General features: G+C 70.8%; 13 protein-coding genes. 9 read left to right on the top strand and 4 right to left on the bottom strand.

Annotation, left to right across the window (positions count from 1 at the left end):
- Positions 1-154 precede the first annotated feature (154 nt).
- Positions 155-427, bottom strand: a complete 273-nt coding sequence (locus tag ACQEU8_RS09490; protein WP_433098828.1) for an antitoxin — start codon at positions 425-427, stop codon at positions 155-157.
- 53 nt (positions 428-480) lie between these two features.
- Entirely contained in the window at positions 481-822 is a 342-nt protein-coding gene (locus ACQEU8_RS09485) for a hypothetical protein (RefSeq protein WP_433098826.1), read from the bottom strand.
- Positions 823-1,076: 254 nt separating this feature from the next.
- On the opposite strand from ACQEU8_RS09485, the gene miaA reads away from it, so the two are divergent.
- From miaA to hflX, 6 genes are all read left to right on the top strand, one after another.
- A complete protein-coding gene (gene miaA, locus ACQEU8_RS09480) occupies positions 1,077-2,045 on the top strand; it encodes a tRNA (adenosine(37)-N6)-dimethylallyltransferase MiaA (protein WP_433098824.1) in 969 nt (322 codons plus the stop codon).
- Between the two features lie 107 nt (positions 2,046-2,152).
- Positions 2,153-2,677 carry a hypothetical protein gene (locus ACQEU8_RS09475; RefSeq protein WP_433102270.1) on the top strand — a complete coding sequence of 175 codons (525 nt, stop codon included), beginning with the start codon at positions 2,153-2,155 and terminating at the stop codon, positions 2,675-2,677.
- Positions 2,678-2,754: 77 nt separating this feature from the next.
- Positions 2,755-3,648 (top strand): diaminopimelate epimerase, encoded by an 894-nt coding sequence (dapF, locus tag ACQEU8_RS09470; protein ID WP_433098822.1) that lies wholly within the window; start codon positions 2,755-2,757, stop codon positions 3,646-3,648.
- 155 nt (positions 3,649-3,803) lie between these two features.
- Positions 3,804-5,933 (top strand): RelA/SpoT family protein, encoded by a 2,130-nt coding sequence (locus ACQEU8_RS09465; RefSeq protein WP_433098820.1) that lies wholly within the window; start codon positions 3,804-3,806, stop codon positions 5,931-5,933.
- Positions 5,934-6,130: 197 nt separating this feature from the next.
- Positions 6,131-7,678, top strand: a complete 1,548-nt coding sequence (locus tag ACQEU8_RS09460; protein ID WP_433098818.1) for a M1 family metallopeptidase — start codon at positions 6,131-6,133, stop codon at positions 7,676-7,678.
- A 215-nt stretch (positions 7,679-7,893) separates the two neighbouring features.
- Positions 7,894-9,390 (top strand): GTPase HflX, encoded by a 1,497-nt coding sequence (gene hflX / locus ACQEU8_RS09455; protein ID WP_433098816.1) that lies wholly within the window; start codon positions 7,894-7,896, stop codon positions 9,388-9,390.
- Positions 9,391-9,578: 188 nt separating this feature from the next.
- Here the strand turns inward: hflX and ACQEU8_RS09450 are convergent, their stop codons facing one another.
- Together ACQEU8_RS09450 and ACQEU8_RS09445 are read right to left on the bottom strand one after the other, a co-directional pair.
- Positions 9,579-10,778 carry a trypsin-like serine peptidase gene (locus tag ACQEU8_RS09450; protein ID WP_433098814.1) on the bottom strand — a complete coding sequence of 400 codons (1,200 nt, stop codon included), beginning with the start codon at positions 10,776-10,778 and terminating at the stop codon, positions 9,579-9,581.
- Between the two features lie 72 nt (positions 10,779-10,850).
- A complete protein-coding gene (locus ACQEU8_RS09445) occupies positions 10,851-12,077 on the bottom strand; it encodes a trypsin-like serine peptidase (RefSeq protein WP_433098812.1) in 1,227 nt (408 codons plus the stop codon).
- A gap of 291 nt (positions 12,078-12,368) precedes the next feature.
- On the opposite strand from ACQEU8_RS09445, the gene ACQEU8_RS09440 reads away from it, so the two are divergent.
- From ACQEU8_RS09440 to ACQEU8_RS09430, 3 genes are all read left to right on the top strand, one after another.
- Complete coding sequence (locus ACQEU8_RS09440; protein WP_433098810.1) at positions 12,369-14,471, top strand: IucA/IucC family protein; 2,103 nt, start codon at positions 12,369-12,371, stop codon at positions 14,469-14,471.
- A 41-nt stretch (positions 14,472-14,512) separates the two neighbouring features.
- Positions 14,513-15,214 carry a GNAT family N-acetyltransferase gene (locus tag ACQEU8_RS09435; RefSeq protein ID WP_433098808.1) on the top strand — a complete coding sequence of 234 codons (702 nt, stop codon included), beginning with the start codon at positions 14,513-14,515 and terminating at the stop codon, positions 15,212-15,214.
- A 74-nt stretch (positions 15,215-15,288) separates the two neighbouring features.
- The gene (locus ACQEU8_RS09430) at positions 15,289-17,091 is read left to right on the top strand and encodes an IucA/IucC family protein (RefSeq protein WP_433098806.1); all 1,803 of its coding nucleotides are present in this window, start codon (positions 15,289-15,291) and stop codon (positions 17,089-17,091) included.
- Positions 17,092-17,100 lie beyond the last annotated feature (9 nt).

The raw sequence follows: 17,100 nt of genomic DNA, 5'->3' as shown, positions 1-17,100 counted from the left end.
TGTGCCGCCACCCGTGTACGCCGTCACGGGCGTACGCACAAGGCAGCGGGGGTGCGGTGCCGATGCGCACCGGACACCCCCGCTGAGCGCCGACGATCTGCCGGAAGCCCGCTGTGCCGGAGATCCGCTCCTGGCGGGCGCCGGCTGTGCGGGCTCAGGACCCGGAGGTACCGCCTCCGCCGCCCGTCGGGCCGGAGCCGCTGCCGCCCCCGCTGGGTCCGGAGCCGGTCTGACCGCTGCCCGAGCCGCCTTCACCGCGGCCTTCGTCGCCGAGCCGCCGCGTCGCGTCCTTGGCCTTCTGGGCACCGGTGTTGATCTTGTCGCTGTACTTGCCCTTGGTCTTGGAATCCGCAAGCTTCGCGGCCTTGTCCACGCCCTGCTGGACCTTGTCGCCGTGCTGGCCGAGCATGCCTTTGATCTTGTCCATGAAGCCCATCGCGGTCCCCTTTCTGCCATGCCGTGCGGGCCTGGCCGCGCGGCCTATTTGCGGGCGTTCTCGCCCGTCTCGCTGTCGGCGGCCTGGTCGGCCGACGGCTGCTTGGGAATGCCGACGTTCGCCTCGACAGTACCGGCACCGCCCGCGTCGGCCGCCTCTGTTGCGTCGGCCGCCGGTGCGGCCTCGTCGGTACCGGCCGCATCGCTCGCGGGTGCCGTGGCTTCGGCCTCGGCGGCCGACGGGCTCTCCCTGGAAGAATCGCCGTCCGGGCTCTGCGCTTCGCCCTGACCCGGCGTTCCGGCATCCGGCCCCGGCTGTACGGACCCGTCGCCCTGCCCGGCGGCGCGCTCCTCCGCTCCGGCTTCCTGCGCTCCGGTTTCCTCCACGGGGGTGGCGTCACGGCTGTCCTGTGTTGACTTGCTGGACGAACGACGGAGAAGCTTCGCAAAAACGCCCATATCTACTCCAGATCCTACTCGTGTGGGCGAAATCCCGCGCCTTGCGGAGCGTCCCATTGCGCCGCCCCGGGGCACCGGTGCGGAAACCGGCTGTCGGAACCTCGCAACGGGCAACGACCCCGCGAGCGTCCCGTCACGTCGCTCGTTCGAGAAGCCACAGGCGGGTTTGCGAGACTTGACCCGTGAATGCCGCAGCCGCCCCCTCGCCCGCCTCGTCGGACTCCCCGCTCTCCGTACCGGTCGTCGCCGTCGTGGGCCCCACAGCGGCCGGCAAATCCGACCTCGGAGTCTTTCTCGCCCGCGAGCTCGGCGGCGAGGTGATCAACGCCGACTCGATGCAGCTCTACCGCGGCATGGACATCGGCACCGCCAAGCTGACCGTCGAGGAGCGGCAGGGCGTACCGCACCACTTGCTCGACATCTGGGACGTCACCGCTGCCGCGAGCGTCGCGGAGTACCAGCGGCTGGCCCGGGCCGAGATCGACCGGCTGCGTGCCCAGGGGCGCATACCCGTGCTGGTCGGCGGCTCCGGACTGTATGTGCGCGGGGCACTGGACGCCATGGAGTTCCCCGGCACCGACCCGCAGGTGCGCGCCCGGCTGGAGGCGGAGCTGGCCGAGCACGGTCCGGGCGTTCTGCACGCACGGCTGGCGACGGCCGATCCGGAGGCCGCCCGCGCCATCCTGCCCAGCAACGGACGCCGCATCGTGCGCGCCCTGGAGGTCATCGAGATCACCGGGCGGCCCTTCACGGCGAATCTGCCCGGCCACGAGGCCGTCTACGACACCGTGCAGATCGGTGTGGACGTGGCCAGGCCCGAACTGGACGACCGGATCGCCCGCCGGGTGGACCGGATGTGGGAGGCCGGGCTGGTGGACGAGGTACGCGAGCTGGAGCGGCACGGGCTGCGGGAGGGGCGCACGGCTTCGCGCGCCCTCGGGTACCAGCAGGTGCTCGCGGCGCTGGCGGGGGAGTGCACGCTCGAGGAGGCGCGCGCGGAGACGATCCGCGCTACCAAGCGTTTCGCGCGCCGTCAGGATTCCTGGTTTCGCCGGGACCCACGGGTGAACTGGCTCAGTGGGGCGTCGGCGGACAGGCGGGAACTGCCTGGTGCTGCGCTGGCGTTGCTCACGAAAGCGGTTACAGCCTGATCACGTGATGGCATCGGGAAGCCCTGCGCAACCGTCCCGTTACCCCCGGCGTGCCATCATCGACCATCGTTGGGTGCCGTGAAGCGGAGTTGGGAGGGCGCGTGGCAATGGAGGCCAGCCCTCGGGACAACTCCTCACCTGCGGATGCCGAGCCACTGTCGGACCGGGAGCCCTTGTCGGACGCCGAGCCGCTGTCGGACCAGGAGCCGTTGTCGGATCCCGAACCGCTGTCGGACGGTGAGCCGCCGGAGGAGTCCGCCGCGGAGGAGCCCGAGCCGGAGCCAGGTCCTCCGGTGGAGCCGCACGAGCTGCGTCCGCAGCGCAAGCTGCGCCTGTGGCAGCTGGCACCCATCGTGGTGCTCGGCGCCCTCGGCTCGCTGATGTTCGCCTTCCCGCTCGCCTTCGAGCCCGGCGGCAGCTCGGGAGCTGTGGTTTCGATGCTCGGACTGCTGCTGTGCGGTTGCGCGGCGGGGTGGGGTGTGATGGCAGCCCGCAGGGTGGGGCACACCTGGCCGGGGCTCCCGGCACGCGGGTCCGGCGGACGTCCGGACTGGCGTGTGGTCCTGATCTACGCCGTCGTGGTCTGCACCGCCGTCGTGCTGGCCGTCTGGCGAGTCGCCAGGCTGCGCTGACCAGTCGGCTGCCTGTACCAGTACCCGCGTACTGCCCGCACCTGGGGGCGCGCATGATCTCCCGTACGATCGACAGCGTGACCAGCGCATCAGGCGTGCCGTTCCTCAAGGGCCACGGCACAGAGAACGACTTCGTGATCATTCCGGACCCGGACGGGCTGCTCGACCTGTCGCCGCAGGCAGTGGCCCGGCTGTGCGACCGGAGGGCGGGCATCGGCGGTGACGGTGTGCTCCGCGTCGTCCGCTCGGCTGCGCACCCTGAGGCGAAGCCCATGGCCGCCGAGGCGGAGTGGTTCATGGACTACCGCAACAGCGACGGCTCCGTCGCCGAGATGTGCGGCAACGGGGCCCGGGTCTTCGCACGCTATCTGGAGCGTGCGGGGCTGGCCGCTCCCGGCGACCTCGCCATCGCGACCCGGGCGGGCGTGCGCAAGGTCCACATCGCCAAGAACGGCGGTGACATCGCCATCGCCATGGGCACGGCCCAGCTGACGGAGCCGGACCACCCGACGGACGGGACCGGGGACAGGATCACCGTCAGCGTCGAGGGGCACACCTGGCCGGTGCGCAAGGTCGGCATGGGCAATCCGCACGCCGTCGCGTTCGTCTCGGACCTGGCGGACGCCGGCCGGCTGCTGGACCCGCCCGAGGTGCGGCCTGCCGCCGCCTACCCGGACGGCGTCAATGTGGAGTTCGTCGTGTCCCGGGGGCCCCGGCATGTCGCGCTGCGCGTGCACGAACGGGGCGCTGGAGAGACCCGCTCCTGCGGCACCGGCGCCTGCGCCGTGATGGTCGCGGCAGCGCGCAGGGACGGCGCCGACCCGCGCAGGGACGGCACCCCGGTGACCTACACCGTGGACGTGCCCGGTGGCCGGCTGGAGATCACCGAGCGGGCCGACGGCGAGATCGAGATGACCGGCCCGGCCGAGATCGTCGCCGAAGGCAACATCGAACCGGGTCTGCTTCCCTGAGCGCCCCGGCATCGCCGCTCCTGTGACGCGCCGCTGACCCGCCGTCGCACGATGGGGTGATCCGCCTCACGCCGGACAGGAGCCGGTCGGCGGCACATGATGGGGTCGGTAGCATCGCACCCCCGGCCCGGGGTGCGCAGGAGCGGGAGGTGCCCATGAGCGCGGTGCGCAGTCTGCGGAAACTCAGCAGAGTGGCACTGCTGGGCGCCACGCCACGGGACTCCCTGCCGGACGCCATCGAGCACGTCGCGAAGGTGCACAGGGCGCACCACCCGGGGGCCGATCTGCGACCGCTGCGCAAGGCCTACATGCTGGCCGAGTCCTCGCACCGGGGACAGATGCGCAAGAGCGGTGAGCCCTACATCACCCACCCCCTCGCGGTCACCCTGCTGCTGGCCCAGCTCGGCGCTGAGACAACCACGTTGACCGCCTCCTTGCTGCACGACACTGTCGAGGACACCGCGGTGACGCTCGAACAGGTACGGCGCGAATTCGGGGACCAGGTCTGCTATCTCGTCGACGGTGTCACCAAGCTGGAGAAGGTCGACTACGGTTCGGCAGCCGAGCCGGAGACGTTCCGCAAGATGCTCGTCGCCACGGGCAACGACGTACGGGTCATGTCGATCAAACTCGCCGACCGGCTGCACAACATGCGCACCCTGGGCGTGATGCGGCGTGAGAAACAGGTCCGCATCGCCAAGGTGACCCGGGACGTGCTGATCCCGCTCGCCGAACGGCTCGGCATCCAGGCGCTCAAGAGCGAACTGGAGGACCTGGTCTTCGCGATCCTCCACCCCGAAGAGCACACCAGGACACGCGAGTTGATCCGCGAGCACAACTCGCATCCCGACCCGCTGACGGGTTTCGCCGCGCAGGTGCGCCGCACACTGCGCGAGGCCGGGATCACCGCGCAGGTGCTCATCCGTCCACGGCACACGGTTTCCGTGCACCGGCTGCGGCTCAAGCGCGGCCAGTTGGGCGACTGCGACTTCGCGCGACTGCTGGTCCTCGTGGACGAGGACGCGGACTGCTATGCGGTGCTGGGGGAGTTGCACACCTGTTTCGCTCCCCTGGTCTCCGAGTTCAAGGACTTCATCGCCGTCCCCAAGTTCAACCTCTACCAGTCGCTGCACACCGCGATCGCCGACGAGCAGGGCAGGGTCGCCGAGGTGCTCGTACGCACCCGCCGGATGCACCAGGTGGCCGAGACCGGTGTCATCGCCCTCGGCGACCCGCACGCTGCGGCGGAGCCGGCTGCCGACGCGGACGGAGGCGCGGCCACCGCTGACGGAGCCGGGGAACGGACCGACCCGACCCGTCCCGGCTGGCTCTCCCGTCTGCTGGAGTGGCAGAGCCACGCGCCCGACCCGAACACCTTCTGGCAGGAGCTGCGCGACGAACTGGCGCAGGACCTGGAAATCACCGTCTACTGCGCCGTCCCGGGAGCGGAGGGCCCCGGCGGCGGCGCGCTGCCGCTGCCTGCCGGCGCGACCTGTGTGGACGCCGCGTACGCCCGGCTGGGGGAGGCGGCTCACCGGTGCATCGGGGCCCGCGTCAACGGCCGGCTGGCGGCGCTCACCACGGTGCTGCGGGACGGGGACGCGCTCCAGCTCTTCCTGGAGTCCAGCCACGGCAGCCCCTCGGGGCCGTCCCCTGAGTGGCTCGACCACGTCCGCACCCCGTCCGCGCGGCTGGCCATCCGCGAGTGGCTCGCCGCGCACAGCCGGCGCGAAACCGACGACCCCAGGAACGAGCGCACCCCAGCCGAGAGCGACCGCCTCCCGGGCCTTGAGGAGGAGCAGCAGGCGGAGCACGCGGAGTACGGGGAGAACATCCCTGTGGTGCCCGGCCACCCCGGCACGCCCGTTCGGCTCGCCCGCTGCTGCACGCCCGTACCGACTGACGCGGTCACCGGGTTCCCGGTGCGGGGCGGTGCCGTCACAGTGCACCGCGACAGTTGCCGGTCGGTGGCCCGGATGGCCTCCGACGGGCGCCTCACCCTGCCGGTGCGCTGGGAGCAGAGCGACGCCGGATGCAGGGTCACCCTCCGGGCCGAGGCGTTCGGGCGGCCGCATCTGCTCGCCGACCTCACCGAGACCATCGCCGCCCAGGGCGCGGCCGTCGTATCGGCCGACGTCGAACCTCCACGCGAACAGCGTGTGCGGCACACCTACACTCTCCAACTCCCCGACGCGGCAGGGCTGCCCGCACTGATGCGCGCCATGCGGCGGGTGCCGGGGGTCTACGACGTCACCCGCGCCGTCCGCCAGGCCGCCGCGAACTGACGGGCTGTCGCACGCGAACTGACAGCTTCGCGCAGGCTGTCCGCTCGGCGGGGCATCGGGCCTTACGAGCATCGGACCGTACAGGCATCGAACCGTACGGGCACCGGACGTACGGGCGGAGGCGCGGTACGTCCCCTTTCGGGTGGACGAGCCCGGACGGCGTCGGCACCGGCAGCAGCCGCTGGTAGCGATGATCCATGGCCTTCTCAGCCCTCGCAGCCTTCACCCGCTCACCCGCCGGACGACGCGGCGCGGTCGCCGGCACGGTCACCGCCACAACCCTCGCCCTGCTCGGCGCCGCGCTCCCCGCACCGAAGGCCGCCGGTATCGGCGACCATCTCTTCCCGCATCTGGGCAACCCCGGCTACGACGTCAGTGCGTACGACATCTCCTTCGACTACAGCGGTGACAACAGCAAGCCGCTCACCGCCCGGACCGTCATCGACGCGCGCGTCACCGCCGGACCCCTGGACCGGTTCAATCTGGACTTCGCGGGCGGTGACGTCCGCTCGGTCGAGGTCAACGGGCAGTCTGCCGAGCACGTCAGGGTGGGAGAGGACCTGGTGGTCACCCCGCGGGCACAGCTGCGGCGCGGTGCCTGGCTGCACATCGAGGTCCGGCACACCAGTGACCCCACCATCAAGAACGGCGGCTGGGTGCGCACCGATGACGGTCTGGCCATGGCCAACCAGGCCGACGCCGCGCACCGGGTGTTCCCCGGCAACGACCACCCGGAGGACAAGGCCATGTTCACCTTCCGGGTGCGGGCGCCGCGTGGGCTGACCGCCGTGGCGGGCGGACTGCCGGCCGGGCGGTCCCGCGCGGGGACGGACACCGTCTGGACGTACCGGATGGGCCACCCGATGGCCACCGAACTGGCACAGGTGTCGATCGGCCGTTCCACTGTTGTGCGCTCGACAGGCCCGCACGGGCTGCCGCTGCGCCACGTCGTGCCCACCAAGCAGCGCGAGGTGCTGGAACCGGCGCTGAACGAGACATCCCGGCAGATCGCCTGGATGGAGCGGCGTGCGGGAGCGTACCCGTTCGAGACCTACGGGCTGCTGGCCGCCGCGGCGCACACCGGCTTCGAGCTGGAGACGCAGACGCTCTCCCTCTTCGAGAGCGAACTGCTCGCCTCCCGAAAGTACCCGGACTGGTACAGAGAGTCGCTGATGATGCATGAGTTGGCGCACCAGTGGTACGGCGACAGCGTCTCCCCGCGCCGTTGGACCGATGTGTGGCTGAACGAGAGCCACGCGACCTGGTACGAGTGGGAGTACGGCGCGGAGCGGGGCGGTTTCCCGGTGGAGAAGCGGGCGCGCGCCGCGTACGAGCAGTCCGACGCCTGGCGCAAGCGCTACGGGCCGCCGGCCGCGCTCCTTCGGCCCCGCAACTCCGGCAAGATCCAGTTGTTCAGCCCCATCGTCTACAACGGCTCCGCTGTCGTGCTCTACGCGCTGCGCGAGCGGATCGGCAAGGAGGCGTTCGGACGGCTGGAGCGCGCCTGGCCGCACCGGTACCGCGACTCCAGCGCCACCACCGCCGACTTCATCTCCCTGGCCAGTGAGATCTCCGGCAAGGACCAGAGCGCGTTCCTGAAGAAGTGGCTCTACGGGAAGACCACCCCGCCCATGCCCGGACATCCGGACTGGTCCCAGCGGCAGCCGGCCAACAGCCCGGCCGGGAGCGGAACAGGGCATACGGGCGAGGGCTCTGCGAGGCCCGTCGCGCAGGATCACCCGTAGTCCTCGCTGCGCCACCACCCGTAGCCCGCCTGTGCCGCTCCCCGGGAAGCCCGGCAAATACGGGTGACGACGTCGCTGCGTCGTGCGACCATCCTTGTGGCCGCGTGGCGCGGCGGCACGGGAGCGGTCCTGAGCGGACCGGCCCGCCGGGGGAATCTTCCCCGCCGCCGGGGCGTTGTGCGGTACACAACCTTTCCTCGACCTTAAGGATCCACTTGACCCACTCCTCTTCCCTTCCACAGAACGGCCAGCGCATCACGACGAACCGCCGAGCCGGCGCCCTGATGGAAGAGGACGTCGCTCTTGGTCACACGTTCGACGAGAACCGTGACGGTGAACAGTTCGACCGCTCCGACCGGGCGGCGCTGCGGCGAGTGGCCGGTCTCTCCACCGAGCTGGAGGACGTCACAGAGGTTGAGTACCGGCAGCTGCGCCTCGAGCGCGTCGTGCTGGTCGGCGTCTGGACCTCCGGCACGGCGGACGACGCCGAGAACTCCCTCGCGGAGCTGGCAGCCCTCGCCGAGACGGCCGGAGCCCTGGTGCTCGACGGCGTCATCCAGCGCCGGGACAAGCCCGACGCGGCCACGTACATCGGCTCCGGCAAGGCCGCCGAGCTGCGGGACATCGTCCTGGAGACCGGCGCCGACACCGTGGTGTGCGACGGTGAGCTGACCCCTGGCCAGCTCATCCACCTCGAGGACGTCGTCAAGGTCAAGGTCGTCGACCGCACGGCCCTGATCCTCGACATCTTCGCGCAGCACGCCAAGTCCCGTGAGGGCAAGGCGCAGGTCGCGCTGGCGCAGATGAACTACATGCTCCCCAGGCTGCGTGGCTGGGGTCAGTCGCTCTCCCGGCAGATGGGTGGCGGTGGCTCCGGTTCGGCCGGTGGCGGCATGGCCACGCGTGGTCCCGGTGAGACCAAGATCGAGACCGACCGGCGGCGGATTCGCGAGAAGATGGCGAAGATGCGCCGGGAGATCGCGGAGATGAAGACCGGCCGTGAGGTGCAGCGGCAGGACCGCAGGCGCAACAAGGTGCCCTCGGTCGCCATCGCCGGCTACACCAACGCGGGCAAGTCCTCGCTCCTCAACCGGCTCACGGGCGCGGGCGTGCTGGTGGAGAACGCGCTGTTCGCCACCCTGGACCCGACCGTGCGCAAGGCCGAGACACCGAGCGGCAGGGGCTACACGCTGGCCGACACCGTCGGCTTCGTCCGGCACCTTCCGCACCACCTCGTGGAGGCGTTCCGCTCCACCATGGAGGAGGTCGGTGACGCCGACCTGATCCTGCACGTGGTGGACGGTGCGCATCCCGCACCTGAGGAGCAGCTCGCCGCAGTGCGCGAGGTCATCCGCGAGGTGGGCGCGGCCGACGTGCCCGAGATCGTGGTGGTCAACAAGGCGGACGCCGCCGATCCGCTCGTACTGCAGCGGCTCCTGCGGGCCGAGAAGCACGCACTGGTCGTCTCCGCCCGCACCGGCCAGGGTGTCGACCAGCTGCGAGAGCTGATCGACAACGAGCTGCCGCGCCCCTCCGTCGAGCTGGAGGTGCTGCTGCCCTACACCGAGGGCAAGCTGGTCTCCCGGGTGCACACCCAGGGCGAGGTGCTCTCCGAGGAGCATCTCGAACAGGGCACGCTGCTCAAGGCACGGGTGCACGAGGAGCTCGCCGCGGAGCTGCGCGCGTTCCAGCCGCTGGCCGCCCGGCCGTAGCCCGGCCGCCCGACAGACAAGGGCAGCAGGGCAGCCGGAAAGGCCGCGTACAACAGCACAGACAAGGGTCCGCCCCCTCCCGGAGACCGGGAGGGGGCGGACCCTTGTTCAGCTCTTCAGCTCTTCAGCTCTTCAATTTGTGCAGCTTTCGGCTTGTTCAGTTGTTCAGCGCGGATGCGGCGTGCCGGTCAGCCCTTGCGGCTGGCGGCGTTGAAGACCTGCTTGGCCGTCGAGCCCAGCTGCGGTCCCGCGAGCCAGGTGGCCGGCTGCGGGCCGATCGAGTTGACGGAGATCAGCTCGGGCTTGCCGCCGGCGCCCTTGATCAGCCAGGCGCCCCCCGAGGAACCGCCCGTCATGGTGCAGCCGATGCGGTACAGCGCGGGCTGCGACGGGTCGATCGTCAGCGCGCCGGGGCGGTCGGTGCACGAGTACATCCTGGCACCGTCGAAGGGCGGCGCGGCCGGGTAGCCGTAGCTGCTGACGCCGCGGATCCGGGACGACGAGGGCGCCTTGAAGTTGACCTTGATGGCGTTGCCGACGGTCTCCTCCAGCGACTTGCCGGACTTGTTCACCGGCTCGACGCGCAGCACCGCGAAGTCCTGCTGGGAGCCGCCGCCCCCGGACTTGGCGCCCTTCTGGATCCAGTAGTTGGTGGTCTGGGCCCACTTCACCCACCACTCGCCGTACGGAGCGACCTCCTGCGGCGGGGAGCTGTTGACCGCCGGCATGGAGCGGCCCTTGTCGTTGAAGGCCGGGATGAAGGTGATGTTCCGCAGCCAGCCGCCGCTCCTGCCGGAGTGGACGCAGTGGCCCGCGGTGGCGACCAGGTTGGACTTGCCCGGGTGGCGCGGGTCCTTGACGACCGTGCCGGAGCAGACCATCGGGCCCTCCGGGGTGTCCATGAAGACCTTGCCGGCCGGAGCCGCGTTCCGGGTGTACGGCGTCTTCACGGACCGCGCCTTGACCGGGCGCGGCTCCGCGGTGTTGGCGGCGCCCGAGGTGCTCTTGACGTTCTTGGGGACCTTCTTCTGGTTGTCCTCGGCCTTCTTCATCCGCCCCAGGTTCCAGTGGCCCTTGATGTAGGGGTTGACGAAGTCCTTGGCCTCACGCACCCACTGGTCCTTGTCCCAGTTCTTCCAGGCGCCGTTCTTCCACTTGTCGAGGTCCTGGAGCGAGGTGGGGAGGTCCTTCGGCAGCTTGTCGGGGATGCCGATCTGGTCCTTGCCGCCGCCGGAGTCCTGCGCGCCTTCCGAGGCGGCGGGCTTGGCGTCGTTCTTCTTGCCGGAGTCGTCGCCCGTGCAGGCGGTGGCGGTGAGCGCCAGCGTCGCGGCGAGCGCCGCTGTGACCAGGACCGGACGCCCGCGTCCGGCGCTGCGTATAAGTGACATGGTTCGAGGTCCCTTTGCCGTGTCGAACGGGAAGCGCGCGTCATGCGCACGGTGTTCAGGCCGCATCGGCGGTCAGCTCTCCCTGCTGATCGCGTCGAAGACGGCCTTGGCCTCCTTGCCGAGGCGGGCGCCGGCCAGCCAGTCGGCGGTGATCGGGCCGATGGAGGTCACCGAGAGCAGTCGGGTGCCCGAGGCGTCGAGCCAGGGGCCGCCGGACGATCCGGCCGTCATGGTGCAGCCGATCCGGTACATGGTGGGCTGTCGCGGGTCGATGGTGAGACGGCTCGGCTTGTCGGAGCAGCGGTACATCCTGGCCCCGTCGAAGGGCGGTGCCGCCGGGTAACCCACAGCGCCGAGGCTCTTGATCGACTTGACCCGCGGAGTGCTGAACGCGGCCTGGACGGCGCCGCCCGCCTTCTCCTCCAGCGAGGCGCTGCTGCTCTTGTCCTCGGGCTGCACCTGTAGCACCGCGAAGTCCTGCTGGGCGCCCTTGCCGCCGCGCTCGGCGCCGTTGTCGATCCAGTGCTTGGTCGTACGGGCGCGCTTGGCCCACCAGATGCCGTCGGGGGCCACGTCACCCTTGGAGGCGTTCGCCAGCTGCTGGTTCGACAGGCCCTTGGGGTTGTAGTCCGGCACGAAGACCACATTGCGGTACCAGCCCTTGCCCGCGCCGCCGTGCACACAGTGGCCTGCGGTGGCGACCAGGTTGGACTTGCCGGGGTGGCGCGGGTCCTTCAGGACCGACCCGGAGCAGACCATCGCGCCCTTCGGGGTGTCCATGAAGACCTTGCCGACGGGCAGCTTGTCCTTGGTGTACGGCGTCTTGACGGCGGCGGCCTTGACCGCCTTCGGGGTCGGGTCGGTGACGCCCTCGTCCTCACCGGTGCCGTCGCTGCCGCCGCTGGGCTTGTCGTCGATGTCCGAGTCGTCGACCTTGCGGTCGTTGCCGTCCGCGTCCTTCATCCGGTCCGGGTTCCACAGGTCACGGATGATCGGGTTGAAGAAGTCCTTGGCCTCCTTCAGCCACTTGTCCCGGTCCCAGTTCTTCCAGGCGCCCTTCTTCCACGCGTCCAGGTCGTCAAGGGAAGTCGGCAGATCCTTCGGGAGGTCGTCAGGGAGTCCAAGGTCCTTCTTGGCGTCCCGGCTCGGCTTCTTCTCCTGGGAGGCAGCCGGGCGGGGCTTGTCGTCCGCCTTGTCGTCCTCCGGGCCGCAGGCTGTAGCGGTGACCGCCAGTACGGCGGCAACCGCTGCCGCGGCCGGCGCCGGGCGGCGCCGCGCGGACCTGGCTATCGATGACATCGCTGAACTCCCCCTGAATGGATCTTGTGCCTGTTGACTTGTCATGCACCTCGCCGGAGCGGGGCGGGCCCCCACTATGCCCGGTGGTGTTCGGGACGGGCACACCAGGGTGTGCGGTTCCCCAGCGCACACGCGGTCGCAGCGCGCCCCCGGATTGCCACGTATTCCGCTCCAAGCGGAGAGGGATCTTCAACGAGCCCGTGATTCGGGGCCGTTCACCTCGTTGGTGCCTCTGGGGGACAGTGGCTCGCTGCCCAGCGCGCCCAGTCGACACCAGCCAAGGAGACCTGAGTGAACGCGCGCTCCGGAGCCGACGAGCCCAAGGACCCGGTCCGTCAAAGGCCAGCTGACCTGATCGAGCCGACGGTCCCGCAGCAGGGGCGCCGTATTGCTCCGCATTACGGCGAATTGCCGGAGCACAGCGCACCGCAGGAGGTCCGCGAGCCCTCGGTGCGCCACGAATCGCCGGGCCGCCCCGAAATGCCGCAGTACCGCGAAGTCCAGCAGCGCTGCGAAGTCCAGCAGCGCCGCGATCCACTGGAGCACCCGGACCCCCGCGTTGCCGCCGACGCCGCGGCGCTGGAGAACCTGCTGCGCTGCTGGGTGCGCGAGACGGCTCCGGCCCGCCCCCAGGACGGGTTGCTGCGTATCCCGCTGCCTGCCAGTGGCACCGCGCTGCTGGTTCCGGTACGGCACTGGTCGCCCGTCGGATGGCACCGGTTCGACCCGCCGTACCTCGAGAGGGCGCCCGAATCCGCCATGCCGCTGCAAGCTGTCGCGGTCGCCGCGCTGATCGGACGCGAGGCCGCACACGCCACCCGGCGCGTCGGCGGGACCAGGCCAGGTGCCGGGCCGGTCGAGGGCGCGAGCGCCGCCGAGAACACCGCACTGGTGGGCCGTGTCGCCGACTCCGTACAGCGCACCGCCCGGTTTCTCGCCGACCGTCGCGAGCACCCCGAACCCCCGCCCGGGACCGACCCGTTCCTGGAGGGCGAGCAGGCGCTGGTCTTCGGCCACCCCCTGCACCCCACGCCCAAGAGCCGGGAGGGGTTCTCCGACGCTGAAGAGCGCACGTACTCGCCCGAACTGCGCGGCAGCTTCCCGTTGCACTGGATGGCCGTCCACCGCTCGGCGCTCGCGGGGGACTCCGCATGGACGGACCGGGGCAGGCCCGTCTCTGCCACCCAACTCGCGCTGCGGCTGAGCGGGCAGGCACTGGTCGGACGCCTACCCGAGGAGTACGTACCCCTGCCCCTGCACCCCTGGCAGGCCAGGGAGGTACGGCACGACACCGCCGTCCGCGCACTGCTGGACAGCGGACTGCTGCACGATCTGGGGCAGACGAGAGAGCACTGGAGCCCGACCTCGTCGGTGCGCACCGTCTTCCGGCCGGACAGCACCGCCATGCTCAAACTGTCCGTCGGGCTGCGCATCACCAACTCCCGCCGCGAGAACCTCCGCAAGGAACTGCTGCGCGGCGTGGAGGTGCACCGACTGCTCCGCGGTGATCTGGGCCGCGCATGGCGGGCGGCCCACCCTGGCTTCGACATCGTGCGCGACCCGGCCTGGCTCGGCGTCGACGTCCCCGGCGAGGGACGGCTGCCCGGCTTCGACACCGTCATCCGGCACAACCCCTTCGGCGCGGGGGAGGACGCCGTCTGCCTCGCGGGTCTGACAGCGCCCGTCCCGCTCGCCCCCGCCCCCGACGCACCCCCGCGCGCCACCTCCGCCCCCACCACACCTGACCCCGGATCGCACAGCCCACCCGGCGCCCTGCGCTCCCGGCTCGACCGTACGGTCCGCGCCCTCGCCCGGCGCACCGGGCGGCAGGTGGGAGCGGTGGCGGCCGAGTGGTTCCTGCGCTATCTGGACGCCGTCGTACGACCCATCCTCTGGCTGGACGCGCACGGGGGCATCGCCCTGGAGGCGCACCAGCAGAACACCCTCGTTCTGCTGGACGAACACGGCTGGCCGCAGGGCGGGCGCTACCGGGACAACCAGGGGTACTACTTCCGCACCTCCCACCGGGAGGCGCTCAGCCGTCGGCTGCCCGGTGCGCAGCTCGGTCTGGAGAGCGACACCTTCGTCGACGACGAGGTCACCGACGAGCGCTTCGCCTACTACCTGGGTATCAACAACGTCCTCGGCCTCATCGGCGCCTTCGGCTCCCAGCAGCTCGCCGACGAGCGACTGCTGCTCGCGGCGTTCCGGCGCTTCCTCCAGAGCGCCGCACGCGAGGAGCCCGCCTCGCCGCTCGCCGCGCTGCTGCTCGACTCTCCCACGCTGCGCTGCAAGGCGAATCTACTCACCCGGCTGCACGGCATGGACGAACTCGTCGGCCCGGTCGACACCCAGTCCGTCTACGTCACCCTCGACAACCCGCTCACCCTCTGACCACCTGGCCCTCGGCCCCTCGCACGAGAGGAGACGTCGTCATGCCGCACCCCCAGCCGGGTTCCGCACCGCCGGCCGGTATCCCCGGCGCGGACCCGGCGGAATCCGGCTCCAGCACCAGCAGCGACGACCCCCTCACAGCCCCCAGCGACACCACCGACGAGGACACTCTCGACCTCGAACTGCCCCCCGCGAGCCGGCCCGCTGTCGCGACCGAGGCGGGCCGGTTCCAGTTGGTGCCCGTCCGCCTCGCCCTCGATCTGCCGTTGATCTCCGCCTGGATGAACGACCCGGCAGTGGCGGCCTTCTGGGAACTGGCCGGCCCCGAACGGGTCACCGAGGCCCATCTGCGCGCCCAACTGGAGGGCGACGGACGCAGCGTCCCCTGTCTCGGGGTGCTCGACGGCGCACCGATGAGCTACTGGGAGCTCTACCGCGCCGACCTCGACCCGCTCGCCCTGCACTTCCGCACCCGGCCGTACGACACCGGCCTGCACCTGCTCATCGGCGGAGCTGCGCACCGGGGGAGAGGGCTCGGCACGCTGCTGCTGCGTACGGTCGCCGATCTCGTGCTGGAACAGCGCCCCCGGTGCACGCGGGTGCTGGCGGAACCGGACGTGCGCAATGTCCCCTCCGTCGCCGCCTTCCTCGGTGCGGGCTTCCGGTTCAGCGCCGAGCTCCAGCTCCCCGGCAAGCGCGCGGCCCTGATGGTGCGGGACCGCGAGCTGCGCCACGCGCTCTGACCCGGCGGCCGCGGCCCCGCGTGCTCCGCGGCCTCCGACATCTGAATCCACGCCTCCCACAAGGAGCAACTCCCGTGTCCCGAACCTCGTCCTCTTCCTCCTCCCGTGACGTAGCACCGCTAGCCGTCCCCGCGGGCCTCGAATCAGGGGCCGACCACTGGAACCGAGCGACCCGGCGGCTGCTCGCCAAGATGATCGGCGAGTTCTCCTACGAGGAGATCCTTCAGCCGCAGCCCGCGCCCGGCGCCGGACCCGGGTGTTACGTCCTCCCCGTCGACGACGACCTCACCGTCCGCTTCCGGGCCCGCCGAGGTGCCTACGGTCACTGGAACGTCGACGCCAACTCGCTGGAGCCCGGACTCGACCCGCTGCGTTTCGTCTCCCGCGCCCGGACCCTGCTGGGGCTCAGCGGTGAGACGGCCGGCCACTACATCCGCGAGCTGACCGCCACGCTCACCGCCGACACCCATCTGCTGGCCTCCGCCCTGCCCGTCGCGGATCTCGCCTCGCTGGGCTACGCCGAGCTGGAGGGGCACATGGCCGGACACCCCTGGCTGGTCGCCAACAAGGGGAGACTCGGCTTCTCCGGTGCCGACGCCGCATGCTGGGCACCCGAGATCCGCACGGCGCGCCCGCTGCCCTGGCTCGCCGTCCACAGGGGGGTCGCGACGTACAACGGCGTGCCCCGGCTGGCCGACGCGGAGCGGCTGTACGCGCGCGAGCTGAGCGACGAGACCATTGCCGCCTTCCACCAGCTGCTGCGCTCGCGCGGAGTGTCCCCGCAGGACTACCTCTGCATGCCCGTGCATCCGTGGCAGTGGGACGAGACAGTCGTGCCGCTGTTCGCCGCCCAGCTGGCCGCGCAGGAGATCATCCCGCTGCACAGTGACGGCGATCTGCGGCTGCCGCAGCAGTCCATCCGTACGTTTCTGAACATCAGCAGGCCCGACCGGCATGCCGTCAAGCTGCCGCTCGCCATTCTCAACACGCTGGTGTGGCGCGGTCTGCCGACCGACCGTACGCTCGCCGCCCCGGCCGTCACCGGCTGGGTGCAGGGGCTGTGCGAGAGGGACGCGTTCCTCTCCGAGGAGTGCCGGGTGATCCTGCTGGGCGAGGTCGCCTCCGTGGCCGTCTCGCACCCGGTGTACGAGCCACTGGAGGACGCGCCCTACCAGTACCGCGAACTGCTCGGCTGTATCTGGCGCGAACCCCTCGTCCCGCTGCTCGGTGCGGACGAGCGGGCCCGTACGCTCGCCTCGCTGATCCACACCGACGCGCACGGCAACTCCCTCACCGCCGAACTGGTGGCGCGCTCCCGACTGGAGCCCCAGGTCTGGCTGAAGCATCTGTTCGCGGCGCTGCTGCCGCCGCTGCTGCACTTCCTCTACCGCTACGGCACCGTCTTCTCGCCGCACGGGGAGAACGCCATCGTCGTCTTCGACGGGCAGGACGTACCGGTCAGGCTGGCCATCAAGGACTTCGTGGACGACGTCAACGTCAGCGCCGAACCGGTGCCCGAGCTCGATTCCATGCCGGAGGACGTACGACGTGTTCTGCTGACCGAACCCCCCACGTTCCTCACCCAGTTCATCCACTCCGCACTCTTCGTCGGCGTCTTCCGCTATCTGGCCCCACTGTGCGAGGCGCAACTCGGCGTGAGCGAGGACGACTTCTGGTCACTCGTCCGAGCCGAGATCGACCGCTACCACGAGCGTTTCCCCGCGCTGAAACCACGCTTCGAAACCTTCGATCTGCTCACCCCGCGCATCGAACGGCTCTGTCTCAACCGCAACCGGCTGCACGCCGACGGCTACCGCGACAGATCCGAGCGCCCGCACGCCGCGGTCCATGGGACGGTGCGCAATCCGCTGTACTGAGGGCGGTAT

The organism is Streptomyces sp. CA-250714 (assembly GCF_050936705.1).
In the GTDB taxonomy this organism is placed as follows: Bacteria; Actinomycetota; Actinomycetes; order Streptomycetales; family Streptomycetaceae; genus Streptomyces.
This window is presented reverse-complemented; position numbering and strand designations above follow the sequence as displayed.

Bases quoted from the DNA above. Each gene is read 5' to 3' on its own strand.
- ACQEU8_RS09490 (WP_433098828.1), bottom strand. From the start codon at position 427: ATGGACAAGATCAAAGGCATGCTCGGCCAGCACGGCGACAAGGTCCAG.
- ACQEU8_RS09475 (WP_433102270.1), top strand. From the start codon at position 2,153: ATGGAGGCCAGCCCTCGGGACAACTCCTCACCTGCGGATGCCGAGCCA.
- ACQEU8_RS09465 (WP_433098820.1), top strand. From the start codon at position 3,804: ATGAGCGCGGTGCGCAGTCTGCGGAAACTCAGCAGAGTGGCACTGCTG.
- ACQEU8_RS09460 (WP_433098818.1), top strand. From the start codon at position 6,131: ATGGCCTTCTCAGCCCTCGCAGCCTTCACCCGCTCACCCGCCGGACGA.
- ACQEU8_RS09450 (WP_433098814.1), bottom strand. From the start codon at position 10,778: ATGTCACTTATACGCAGCGCCGGACGCGGGCGTCCGGTCCTGGTCACA.
- ACQEU8_RS09445 (WP_433098812.1), bottom strand. From the start codon at position 12,077: ATGTCATCGATAGCCAGGTCCGCGCGGCGCCGCCCGGCGCCGGCCGCG.
- ACQEU8_RS09435 (WP_433098808.1), top strand. From the start codon at position 14,513: ATGCCGCACCCCCAGCCGGGTTCCGCACCGCCGGCCGGTATCCCCGGC.